Source organism: Streptosporangium sp. NPDC006930, from assembly GCF_040635605.1.
Classification (GTDB): domain Bacteria; phylum Actinomycetota; class Actinomycetes; order Streptosporangiales; family Streptosporangiaceae; genus Streptosporangium.
In genome coordinates this window covers 1-13,293 of sequence record NZ_JBEYID010000051.1, presented here as the reverse complement: position 1 = coordinate 13,293, position 13,293 = coordinate 1, and the positions used below count along the sequence as shown (strand labels likewise).

Genomic DNA, 13,293 nt, shown 5'->3' with positions numbered 1-13,293 from the left:
GAGGACGCGATCTCGCCGGTCCCGGCCGATCGAGGCTGGGACCTGGGGATGTTGTCGGGGACGGGGGTGGATGTCCAGGGTGGGTTCCTGGCGGATGTGGCGGGGTTTGATGCGGGGTTCTTCGGGATCTCGCCGCGTGAGGCGCTCGCGATGGATCCGCAGCAGCGACTGCTGCTGGAGGGGGTGTGGGAGGCGGTCGAGCGGGCCGGAATCGACCCGCTCTCACTGAAGGGCAGCCACACCGGCGTCTTCGTGGGAAGCAACAGCCAGGACTACACGAGCCTGATCATAAGTACGCAGACGGATGTGCAAGGCCACGGCGTCACCGGTCTCTCGGCCAGCGTGCTGTCGGGCCGCCTGTCCTACATGCTGGGCCTGGAGGGCCCGGCGATGACCGTGGACACCGCGTGTTCGTCGTCGCTGGTGGCGCTGCACCTGGCGGCGCAGGCGCTGCGGCAGGGGGAGTGCTCGCTCGCGCTGGCCGGCGGTACGACGGTGATGGCGTCACCGTTGGGGTTCATCGGCTTCAACGCGCAGGGCGGGATAGCAGCCGACGGGCGGTCCAAGGCGTTCTCCGACAGCGCGGACGGCACCGGCTGGTCCGAGGGTGTGGGCATGCTGGTGCTGGAGCGGTTGTCGGATGCCCGCCGCAACGGTCACGAGGTGCTCGCGGTGGTGCGGGGTTCCGCGGTGAACCAGGATGGTGCGTCGAACGGGTTGACGGCGCCGAACGGTCCCTCGCAGCAGCGGGTGATTCGTCAGGCGCTGGCCGGTGCGGGGTTGTCGCCGTCCGAGGTGGACGCGGTTGAGGCGCACGGTACGGGTACCAAGCTGGGTGACCCGATCGAGGCCCAGGCCCTGTTGGCAACCTATGGGCAGAACCGGGACGAGGATCGTCCGCTGCTGCTGGGCGCGATCAAGTCGAACCTGGGTCACACCCAGGCCGCCGCGGGCGTAGCCGGTGTGATCAAGATGGTGCTCGCGATGCGGCACGGGGTGCTGCCCAAGACGCTGCACGTGGACGAGCCGTCGTCGCACGTGGACTGGTCGGCGGGCGCGGTGGAGCTGCTGACCGAGACGACGGAGTGGCCGCGGACGGGTCGTCCGCGTCGGGCGGGTGTGTCGTCGTTCGGGATCAGCGGCACGAACGCGCACGTGATCCTCGAACAGGGGCCGGAAGCGCCAGTGGGAGAGGACAGTTCGCAGGACCGGGTGCCGGCTGTGGGTGTGGTGCCGGTGTTGGTGTCGGCGAAGACGGGTGAGGCGTTGCGGGCGCAGGCTGGGCTGCTGGTGTCGGTCTTGGAGGGTGAGTCTGGTCCGGGGCTGGCCGATGCGGCGTTCTCGCTGGCGACGACGCGGTCGGCGTTCGAGCATCGGGCGGTGGTGCTGGCCGATGGTCGTGAGGGTGTGCTGGCCGGGCTGGGTGGTCTGGTCGAGGGTCTGCCGGGTGCGGGTGTGGTGCGCGGGGTGGCGGCGGGTGAGCCGCAGCTGGCGTTCCTGTTCACCGGTCAGGGCAGTCAGCGGGCCGGGATGGGCCGGGAGTTGTATGACCGTTTCCCGGTGTTCGCGACGGCGTTGGACGAGGTGATCGCGGAGCTGGATCCGCTGCTTGAGGGGTCGTTGCGTGAGGTGTTGTTCGCCGAGCCGGGTTCGGCGGAGGCGGAGGCGCTCGACCAGACCGGGTGGGCGCAGCCGGCGCTGTTCGCGGTGGAGACGGCGCTGTTCCGGCTGGTCTCCTCGTGGGGGGTGCGGCCGGACGTGCTGGCCGGTCATTCGATCGGGGAGATCACCGCGGCCCATGTGGCCGGTGTGCTGTCGCTCGCGGACGCGTGCGCGCTGGTGGCGGGCCGGGCGCGGTTGATGCAGGCGCTTCCCGCCGGTGGGGCGATGGTAGCGGTGCAGACCTCCGAGGAGGCGGTCGCCGAGCTGCTGGCCGGGCGGGAGAAGGAGGTGTCGGTCGCGGCGGTGAACGGCCCCACCTCGGTGGTGATCGCCGGCACCGAGGAGGCGGTGCTGGAGGTGACCACCGCCCTGCGGGAACGGGGGATCAGGACGAAGAGGTTGCGGGTGTCGCACGCGTTCCACTCGCCGTTGATGGACCCGATGCTGGAGGACTTCCGCACGCTGGCGAGCAGGCTCACCTACGGGGCGCCGAGGACTCCGATCGTGTCGACCCTGACCGGGCGGGCGGCTACAGCCGAGCAGTTGTGCTCGCCGGACTACTGGGTGGACCAGGTCCGCGGCGCGGTCCGCTTCGCCGACGGCATCCGTACGTTGCAGGCGCAGGGCGTGCGGGCCTACCTGGAGCTGGGCCCCGACGGGGTGCTCACCGCGATGGCCCAGGACACGCTGACGGCGGACCCTGATGCACCTGTGCACGAGTTGCCCACGGTGTTGGTGCCGGTTTTGCGTAAGGGCCGGGATGAGCACGCGGCGTCCATGGCGGCGCTGGCCGAGTTGCATGTGCACGGGGTGCCGGTGGACTGGCGCTCGGTGCTCCCGCGCGGGCGCCGGGTCGACCTGCCGACCTATCCCTTCGAGCACCAGCGGTTCTGGCCCGAGGGGGCCGGTTCCGGTGCGGGGAATGTGGCGGCGGCGGGGTTGGCGGCGGCGGATCATCCGCTGTTGGGCGCCGCGGTCGGGCTGGCCGATTCCGATGGGGTGGTGCTGACGGGTCGGTTGTCGCTCTTGTCGCATCCGTGGCTGGCCGACTGTGTGGTGGCGGGTTCGGTGGTGGTGCCGGGTTCGGCGTTCGTGGAGCTGGCGGTGCGGGCCGGTGACCAGGTCGGCTGCGAGGTGGTCGAGGAGCTGACCCTGATCACGCCGCTGGTGCTGGGTGAGCGGGACACGGTCGCGCTGCAGGTGTCGGTGGGGGCTCCGCAGGAGTCGGGCCGTCGGAGCGTGAGTGTGTATGCCCGTTCGGCGGAGGCAGCCGAGGAGGTGGCGTGGGTGCGGTACGCGACCGGAACGCTCGCGACCGAAGTGGCGGAGGTCGCGCCGTTCGACGCGTCCGTCTGGCCCCCGCAGGGTGCGACCGCGATCGAGGTGGACGGGCTGTATGAGGAGCTGGCCGAGGACGGCTTCGCCTATGGTCCGACCTTCCAGGGGCTGCGGGCGGCCTGGCGCGGCACTGACGGTGAGGTGTTCGCCGAGGTGGCGTTGCCGGAGCAGGCGCAGTCGAGTGCGGGTTCGTTCGGGATGCATCCGGCGCTGCTGGAGGCGGCGCTGCACGCGGTGAGCTTCGCCGGGCTGGAGCCGGTGGAGGGTGGCCGGTTGCCGTCCTCGTGGGAGCAGGTGTGTCTGCACGCCGGCGGGGCGTCGGTGCTGCGGGTGCAACTGATCAGGACGGGCTCGGATGCGGTGTCGCTGAGCGCGGTGGATGCCGCTGGGGGGCCGGTGGTGTCGGCGCGCAACGTGGTGTTGCGGCCGGTCGAGGTTGAGCGGCTGAGGGTTTCCGACGGTGTCGGGGCGGGCTGGGAGTCGTTGTTCGGGATGGAGTGGACGCCCGCGAGGGCTGTGCCGGAGGCCGGTCGGGTGCCGTCGGTGGCGCTGCTCGGCGTGGATGCGCTGGGTGTGGCTCCGGCGTTGCGCGAGGCCGGGGATGCGGTGGCGGTGCATGCGGAGTTGCCGTCGCTGGCCGAGGCGGGTCCGGTCCCGGCGGTGGTGTTCGCGGAGGTGGTGTCCGAGTCGGCGGCCGGGGTGGTGGAGTCGGCGCATGCGCTGACCGCCCACGTTCTGGATCTGCTGCAGGGTTGGCTGGCCGATGACCGGTTCGCCGAGTCGCGGCTGGTGTTCCTGACCCGGGGCGCGGTCGTGGCGGGCGATGGCGGGGTGGTCACCGATCCGGCGGCCTCGGCGGTGTGGGGTCTGGTGCGTAGTGCGCAGTCGGAGAACCCGGGCCGGTTCCTGTTGGTCGACGTGGATGAGGAATCCCCGCTGTCAGGGCTGCCGGAGATGGCTGCGTCCGAAGAGCCGCAGATGGCGGTGCGCGGGGGCGAGGTACGGGTTCCGCGCCTGGCACGGGTACTGCCCGGGGATGTCGTGGCAGAGGCGTTCGGTGACGACTCCGGTGAGGATGGCGGCCGGGTCTGGAACCCGGAGGGAACCGTCCTGGTCACCGGTGGTACCGGTGGTCTGGGGGCGCTGTTCGCCCGGCATGTGGTGGCCGAGCGTGGCGTACGGCATCTGCTGCTGACCAGCCGCCGGGGCCTGGACGCTCCGGGTGCGGTGGAGTTGCAGGCCGAGTTGATCGCGCACGGCGTCGAGGTCACGGTCGCGGCGTGCGACATGGCCGACCGGGACGCGGTGGCGGCCCTGCTGGCGCAGGTGGACGACGGCCATTCGCTGACCGCGGTGATCCACACCGCCGGTGTGCTGGCCGATGGCACGATTCCGTCGCTGACGGCCGAGGGGCTGGGGGCGGTGCTGCGGCCGAAGGTGGACGCGGCCTGGCATCTGCACGAGCTGACCCAGGGCCTGGACCTGGCGGCGTTCGTGGTGTTCTCCTCGTTCGCCGGAGTGCTGGGAGCGCCTGGTCAGGGCAACTACGCGGCGGCGAACGTGTTCTTGGACACGCTGGCTCAGGTGCGCCGGGCCGAAGGACTGGCGGGGTTGTCGCTGGCGTGGGGTGCCTGGGCTCAGGACGCGGGGATGACCGGCACGCTGGGTGAGATCGAGATGCGGCGGATCAACCGGACGGGTGTGCCGGCGTTGTCGGCCGAGCAGGGCCTCGCGGCGTTCGAGGCCGCGGTCGGGTCGGGCCGGGCGGTGGTGGCGCCGGTGCGGCTGGAGCTGTCGGTGCTGCGGGCGGTGGGCGAGGTGCCGCATCTGATGCGGGGCCTGGTCCGCGCGGGCCGCCGCTCGGCGGTCTCGGTCCTCGCGGGCGGAGAAGCGGAGCTGGTGAAGCGGCTCGCCGGCCTGGAGCACACCGAGCAGGTCCGGCTCATGATGGACCTGGTCTGCACGCAGGCGGCGGTGGTGCTGGGACACGAGTCGGTGGACGCGATCCAGCCCGGACGAGAGTTCCGCGAGCTGGGCTTCGACTCCCTCACCACCGTGGAACTGCGCAACCGGCTCAATGCGGCCACCGGGTTGCGGCTACCCGCCACTCTCATTTTCGACTACCCGACCCCGGCCAGCCTCGCCGAACACCTCCTGGAGGAGATCGCGCCCGGAGCGAACAAGGCCACGGAGTTGTCATTGCTGGCTGATCTCAACCGGTTCGAGACCGCGCTTTCCGATACCGCGCTCGACGATCTCGCCAGGAACGGCATCGTCACCCGGCTGCGGCAGCTGCTGGCGAAGATGAGCGAGAGCAGCACGGAAACTAGTGAAATCGCTGTCGCCGACGTGCTCAACTCGGCGAGTACCAAGGACATCCTCGGTTTCATCGAAAACGAACTGGGTCGCCTCAAGGACCTGTGATGTCCCGGCTCATACGCGAATAGCCTGGAGGGCTTCTCCCATGTCGGAAGACCTGAAGCTCGTTGACTACCTGAAGTCGGTCGCCACCGATCTGCACGAGACCCGCCGACGGCTCGAAGAGGTGGAGTCGGGCAAGCGTGAGCCGATCGCCATCGTGTCGATGTCATGCCGCTTTCCAGGTGGAGTCGCCTCTCCTGAAGATTTGTGGCGGTTGCTGTCCGAGGGCGAGGACGCGATCTCGCCGGTCCCGGCCGATCGGGGCTGGGATCTGGGGATGTCGTCGGGGCTGGGATCCGACGGCGGGGGTGGTGGCGAGGTCCAGGGTGGGTTCCTGTCGGATGTGGCGGGGTTCGACGCGGGGTTCTTCGGGATCTCGCCGCGTGAGGCTCTCGCGATGGACCCGCAGCAGCGACTGCTGCTGGAGACGACGTGGGAGGCGGTCGAGCGGGCCGGGATCGACCCGGCCTCGCTGAAGGGCAGTTCCACCGGGGTGTTCGTGGGCACCAACGGCCAGGACTACATGAACCTGATCATGAGCACTCGGGTGGATCTTCAGGGCCATGGCGTCACCGGTCTGGGAGCCAGCGTGCTGTCGGGCCGCCTGTCCTACACCCTGGGCCTGGAGGGCCCGGCGGTGACGGTGGACACCGCGTGCTCCTCGTCGCTGGTGACATTGCACCTTGCGGTACAGGCGCTGCGGTCGGGGGAGTGCTCGCTCGCGCTGGCCGGCGGTATCACGGTGATGACGTCGCCGATGGTCTTCGTCGGCTTCAGCGCGCAGGGCGGGATGGCGCCCGATGGTCGGTGCAAGGCGTTCTCCGACAGTGCGGACGGCACCAGCTGGTCCGAGGGTGTGGGCATGCTGGTGCTGGAGCGGTTGTCGGACGCGCGCCGCAACGGCCACCGGGTGCTCGCGGTGGTGCGTGGTTCCGCGGTGAACCAGGACGGTGCGTCGAACGGGTTGACGGCGCCGAACGGTCCCTCGCAGCGACGGGTGATCCGTCAGGCGTTGGCCGGGGCCGGGCTCTCGGTGTCCGAGGTGGACGCGGTCGAGGCGCACGGGACCGGCACGGTTCTGGGTGACCCGATCGAGGCACAGGCGCTGCTCGCGACGTACGGCCAGGATCGGGACGAGGGTCGTCCGCTGCTGCTGGGGGGGATCAAGTCGAACCTGGGTCACACCCAGGCCGCCGCGGGCGTGGCCGGTGTGATCAAGATGGTGCTCGCGATGCGGCATGGGGTCCTGCCCAAGACGCTGCACGTGGACGCGCCGTCGTCGCACGTGGACTGGTCGGCGGGCGCGGTGGAACTGCTGACCGAGTCGGCCGAGTGGCCGAAGACGGGTCGTCCGCGTCGGGCGGGTGTGTCGTCGTTCGGGGTCAGCGGTACCAACGCGCACGTGATTCTCGAACAAGGGCCGGAAACGCCGGAGGGAGAAGGCGCTCCGCAGGTACGGACGCCGGCCGCCGACGTGGTTCCGCTGCTGGTGTCGGGTCGTACGGGCGAGGCGTTGCGGGCCCAGGCCGAGCGACTGGTCTCGCATGTGGAGGGCCATCGTGAGGTGGCGCTGGTGGATACGGCGTTCTCGCTGGTGGTGTCGCGGTCGGTGTTCGAGCACCGTGCGGTGGTGGTGGGTGAGGATCGCAAGGGTCTGCTGGCGGGGTTGGGCGCGGTGGCTTCCGGTGAGCCCACGGCGGGTGTGGTGTCCGGGGTGGCCGATGTGGTTGGGAAGTCGGTGTGGGTGTTCCCTGGTCAGGGGGCGCAGTGGGTGGGGATGGGTGCGCGGTTGTTGGAGGAGTCGGCGGTGTTCGCGGCTCGGATGGCCGAGTGTGCGGCGGCGTTGGAGCCGTTCGTGGAGTGGTCGTTGCTGGATGTGGTGCGGCAGGTGGAGGGGGCTCCGTCGCTGGATCGGGTGGATGTGGTGCAGCCGGTGTCGTTTGCGGTGATGGTGTCGTTGGCGGCGGTGTGGGAGTCGCTGGGGGTTCGCCCTGATGCGGTGGTGGGTCATTCGCAGGGTGAGATCGCGGCGGCGGTGGTGGCGGGTGGCCTGTCGTTGTCCGACGGCGCGCGGGTGGTGGCGTTGCGCAGCCGTTTGATCGGTGAGCGGTTGGCGGGGTTGGGGGCGATGGCGTCGGTCGCGCTCCCGGTCGAGCAGGTCACCGAGCGGGTGGCTGCCTGGGACGGGCGGATCTCGGTAGCGGCGATCAACGGCCCGAACTCGGTGGTGGTGGCCGGTGAGGTCGCGGCGGTCGAAGGGCTGGTCGAGCGGTTTGCCGAAGAAGGGGTGCGGGTGCGGCGGGTCGCGGTGGATTACGCCTCGCATTCGGCGCAGGTCGATTTGATCGGCGAGGAGCTGGCGCAGGTTCTGGCGGGGGTGGTGCCGCAGCCGGTGCGGGTGCCGATGCTGTCGACGGCGACGGGTCAGTGGCTGGAGGGTCCGGAGCTGGAGGCCGGGTATTGGTGTGAGAATCTGCGGCGCACGGTGGGCTTCGCTCCGGCGATCGGAGAGTTGCTGGAGCAGCGGTATCGGGTGTTTGTGGAGGTGAGTCCGCATCCGGTGCTGACGGTCGGTATCGGCGAGTGTGTGGACGAGACCGACACCGTCACCGTGATCGCCGGGACGCTGCGCCGCGATGAGGGTGGCCTGGATCGGGTGCTGGTCTCGGCCGCGGAGTTGTTCGTGCGCGGCGTGAAGGTCGACTGGCAGCAGGTGCTGACCGGTGGCCGACGGGTGGATCTGCCCACCTACGCTTTTCAGCATCAGGGCTTCTGGCCCGAGGGAACGGGAGCCGGGGCTGGGAATGTGGCCGCGGCGGGACTGGCCGCGACGGATCACCCGTTGCTGGGTGCTGCGGTCGGTCTGGCCGACTCGGACGGGGTGTTGCTGACCGGGCGGTTGTCGCTCTCGTCGCATCCGTGGCTGGTCGATCACGCGGTGGCCGGGATGGTGTTCTTCCCTGGTACCGGGTTCCTTGAGCTGGCGGTGCGGGCCGGTGACCAGGTCGGTTGTGACCTGGTGGAGGAGCTGACCCTGGTCGCGCCGTTGGTGCTGGGCGAGGCCGACGCCGTCGCGGTGCAGGTGTGGGTGGGCGCCGCGCAGGAGTCAGGTCACCGGAGTGTGAACATCTACGCCCGGTCGGCGCAGGCCACCGACGACGTGCCGTGGGTGCGGCACGCCACCGGCACGCTCGCCACGGGTAGCCGGGCCGTCGTGCCGTTCGACACGACGGTGTGGCCGCCGGTCGGCGCGACCGCGATCGGGCTGGACGGCCTCTATGACCGACTGGCCGAGGGCTCGCTCGTCTACGGCCCGGTGTTCCAGGGATTGCGGGCGGCCTGGTGGGGCGAGAGGGGCGAGGTATTCGCCGAGGTTGCTTTACCCGAGCAGGCGCTGTCGGGTGCGGATGCGTTCGGAGTGCACCCGGCGTTGCTGGACGCGGCCTTGCACGCCTCGACGTTCGCCGGGCTGGACGACGAGGTGGGGACGCGGTTGCCGTTCTCCTGGGGAGAGGTGAGCCTGCACGCTACCGGCGCGGCGATGCTGCGCGTGCGACTGAGCCGGACCGCTGCCGACTCGGTGTCACTGGAGGCGGTGGACGTTGCCGGGGAGCCGGTGCTGTCGGCGAAGTCGCTGGTGCTGCGCCCGTTCTCACCCGACCAACTCGCCGCCGCGGATGGCGGGCAGGCGACGGCGGGGAACGGGTTGTTCCGGTTGGACTGGGCTCCGCTGTCTGAGCTTCCCATGGTCGATCCGGTGCCGGTGGCAGTGGTCGGCTTTGCGGGGTTCGAGCCGGACCCGCTGGGCTTTGCCGGAGTGCGGAAGTCGGCCGACCAGCCGGTCGCGGTTCATCGTGATCTGTCGGCACTGACCGAGGCGGGGCCGGTGCCAGAGGTGGTGCTGGCCGAGGTCGGGGCCGGGCAGGTCGAGGATGAGGCGATCTCGGCGCATGCGGTGACGGCTGGGGTACTGGGCCTGCTGCAGGGGTGGCTGGCCGATGAGCGGTGTGCCGATTCGCGGCTGGTGCTCGTCACGCGGGGTGCCGTGGCCGTGAGCGAGAGCGAGGCGGTCACCGATCTGGCGGCCGCGGCGGTGTGGGGCCTGATGCGGTCGGCGCAGTCGGAGAATCCGGGCAGGTTCGTCCTGGTCGACCTGGATGATCAGGATTCCTCGCTCGCCACTTTGCGCGACGTACTGCTCGCGATGCCGGCGCTGGATGAGCCGCAGGTTGCGGTGCGCGAGGGTGGGGTGCGGGTGCCGAGGTTGGCGTCGCTGACCTCGGGTGCGGGTCTGTTGCCTCCGTCGGGTACGGCGTGGCGGCTGGGCAGCCGGGCCAAGGGCAGTCTGGACGCGCTGGAGTTGCTTCCGTTCCCGCAGGCGGCCGAGCCGCTGGAGGCTGGTCAGGTTCGGCTGGCGGTGCGTGCGGCGGGGGTGAACTTCCGTGACCTGCTGGACGGGTTGAACGCGCTGGGGTGGTTCCAGGACAAGGTCGGCCTGATGGGCAGCGAGGTCGCCGGGGTGGTGCTGGAGGTCGGTCCCGGGGTCGAGGATCTGCGTCCGGGGGATCGGGTGATGGGTCTGGCCGATGGCGGGTTCGGCCCGGTGGTCGTCGCCGAAGCCGTGATCTTGGTGAAGATTCCCGATCACTGCTCGTTCGAGCAGGCCGCGACGATTCCGGTGGCGTTCCTCACCACCTACTACGGGCTGATGGAACTGGCCGGCTTGCGGGAAGGCGAGTCGCTGCTGGTCCATGCCGGCACCGGTGGGACCGGGATGGCGGCGATCCAGTTGGCGCAACGGCTGGGGGTGGAAGTCTTCGCGACCGCGAGTCCGGCGAAGTGGGATGTGCTGCGGTCGATGGGCATCCCGGACGACCACATCGCCTCTTCGCGCACCCTGGAGTTCGAGGAGCGGTTCGGTGCGGTGTGTGGTGAGCGGGGCATCGATGTGGTGCTCAATTCGCTGACGGGTGAGTTCATCGACGCCTCGGCGCGGCTGCTGCGTCCGGGGGGCCGGTTCATCGAGTTGGGCAAGCTCGACATCCGCGACCAGGAGAGCTTCCCCGGGCTGAAGTATCACTGGTTCGACGTGGCGGATGCCGGGCCGGAGCGGCTGCGGCAGATGTTGAACGAGCTGGTGAAGCTGTTCGCGGCCGGTGAGTTGCGGCCGTTGCCGGTGACGGCGTGGGATGTGCGGCGGGGCCGGGAGGCGTTCCGGTTCATGAGCCAGGCCAGGCACACCGGGAAGATCGTGCTGACCATGCCCCGGGTCTGGGACCCGCAGGGCACGGTGCTGATCACCGGCGGCACCGGTGGTCTGGGTGCGGAGGTGGCCCGGCACCTGGTGGCCGAGCGGGGGGTGCGGCATCTGCTGCTGGTCAGCCGCCGGGGTCTGGAGGCTCCGGGTGCGGTCGAGTTGCAGGGCGAGCTGATCGCGCACGGTGTCGAGGTCACTGTCGCGGCCTGCGACATGGCCGACCGGGACGCGGTCGCGGCGCTGCTGGCGCAGGTCGATGCCGACCATCCGCTGACCGCGGTGATCCATACCGCCGGTGTGCTGGACGACGGCACGATCACCTCGTTGACGCCGGAGCGGCTGGATGCGGTGCTGCGGCCGAAGGTGGACGCCGCCTGGCACCTGCACGAACTCACCCAGGACCTGGATCTGGCCGAGTTCGTGGTGTTCTCCTCGTTCGCAGGGGTGATGGGCAACGCGGGTCAGGGTAACTACGCGGCGGCGAACGCCTGGCTGGACGCGTTGATGGCGCGGCGCCGGGCGCAGGAGCTGCCGGGGTTGTCGCTGGCCTGGGGACTGTGGGCGCAGGCCACCGGGATGACCGGGGCCATGTCGCAGGCCGATGTGCAGCGAATCACCTCGGCCGGGCTGCCGCTGATCACCACCGAGCAGGGTATGGCGCTGTTGGACGCGGCCCTGGGGTCGGACGCACCGCTGGTGCTCCCGGTCCTGCTGAACCTGCCGGCGATGCCCGCTCAGCTGGTGCCTCCGCTGCTGCGCGGGCTGGTGCGCGGCACCCGCCGTACGGCGGCGGTGGCGCGTGCGGCCGATGAGGGAGCGTTGGTGCGGCAGTTGGCCGGACTGACGCAGACCGACCGGACCCGGTTCATGACCGATCTGGTCCGCAGTCAGGCCGCGGCAGTCCTCGGACACTCGGACTCCACGGCGGTGGACGTCCGGCGGGAGTTCCGTGAGCTGGGCTTCGACTCGCTGACCGCGATCGAGTTGCGCAACCGCCTCAACGTGGCCACCGGGCTGCGGCTGCCCTCCACCCTCGTCTTCGACTACCCCACCCCCGCCGTGCTCGGCGAGCATCTGCTCAGCGAGGTGCTCGGCGCGCACGGCGACGCCATCCTGCCGGTGGCCACGGTCTCGGTCGGAGACGACCCGATCGTCATCGTCTCGATGGCCTGCCGCTACCCCGGAGAGGTGAGCTCTCCGGAGGATCTGTGGCGGCTGGTCGTCGAGGGGCAGGACGTGATGACCCCGCTGCCGGCCGGCCGCGGCTGGGAAGGGTACAGCGCTCTGGGCCTGAAGGGCGGGTTCGTTTCCGACGCGCCCGGGTTCGACGCGGAGTTCTTCCGGATCTCGCCGCGTGAGGCGCTCGCGATGGACCCGCAGCAGCGACTGCTGCTGGAGACGGCCTGGGAGGTCCTCGAACGCGCGGGCATCGATCCGGACTCGTTGCGCGGCAGCGAGACCGGCGTGTTCATCGGTGCCTCAGGCTCGGGCTACACGCCGGGGGAGGAGTCTCTCGGTTACATCATGACCGGCCTGATGGGCAGCGTGGCCTCCGGCCGGATCTCCTACACCTTCGGGCTGGAGGGGCCGGCGGTGACGGTGGACACCGCGTGCTCGTCGTCGCTGGTGACCATCCACATGGCGGCACAGGCGTTGCGCAATGGGGAATGCTCACTGGCCCTCGCCGGCGGTGTGACGGTGATGACGACTCTCGCGGCGTTCGCGGAGTTCGGTGAGCAGGGCGGCCTGGCGCAGGATGCCCGGTGTAAGGCGTTCTCCGACTCGGCGGACGGCATCGGATGGTCCGAGGGCGTCGGCCTGGTGATGCTGGAGCGGTTGTCGGACGCCCAGCGCAACGGCCACCAGGTGCTGGCGGTGGTGCGGGGTTCGGCGATCAACCAGGACGGCGCGTCCAACGGTCTGACCGCGCCGAACGGTCCTTCGCAGCGGCGGGTGATCCGCCAGGCGCTGGCTGTCGCAGGGCTGTCTCCCTCCGAGGTTGACGTGGTCGAGGCGCATGGCACGGGGACGACGCTGGGTGACCCGATCGAGGCGCAGGCGCTGCTGGCCACCTATGGTCAGGACCGGCCGGAGGAGCGACCGATCCTGCTGGGGTCGATCAAGTCGAACCTCGGTCACGCGCAGTCGGCGGCGGGTGTGGCGAGCGTGATCAAGATGGTCATGGCTCTTCAGCACGGGGTGCTGCCCAAGACATTGCACGTGGACGAGCCGTCCTCGCACGTGGACTGGGCCTCGGGTGCGGTGGAGCTGCTGACCGAGACGATGGACTGGCCGGACATGGGCCGTCCGCGTCGGGCGGGTGTGTCGTCGTTCGGGATCAGCGGCACCAACGCACACATGATTTTGGAGCAGGGGCCGCAGGTCGCGGAACCGGAGACCGGTGATGCCGGTTCGGCCGCGGGTGTGGTGCCGTGGGTGGTGTCGGGCAAGACCGAGGAGGCACTGCGGGCGCAGGCGGGTCGTCTGGCGGCGTTCATGGACACGCGCGGTGAGCTGGGTCTGACCGATGTGGCGTTCTCGCTGGTGGGGTCGCGGTCGGTGTTCGAGCATCGTGCGGTGGTGGTCGGCGGGGATCGTGGGGGGTTGCTGGCGGG

The 13,293-nt window shown here is 70.4% G+C and carries 2 protein-coding genes; both read left to right on the top strand.

All coding sequences use genetic code 11. The annotated features are described in order from the left end of the window. The first annotated feature begins 9 nt into the window (after positions 1-9). Positions 10-5,424 carry an SDR family NAD(P)-dependent oxidoreductase gene (locus tag ABZ664_RS39190; protein WP_362522323.1) on the top strand — a complete coding sequence of 1,805 codons (5,415 nt, stop codon included), beginning with the start codon at positions 10-12 and terminating at the stop codon, positions 5,422-5,424. Positions 5,425-5,464: 40 nt separating this feature from the next. Then, positions 5,465-13,293 (top strand): SDR family NAD(P)-dependent oxidoreductase (locus ABZ664_RS39185; protein WP_362522320.1); only part of this gene is annotated, 7,829 nt, incomplete at its 3' end.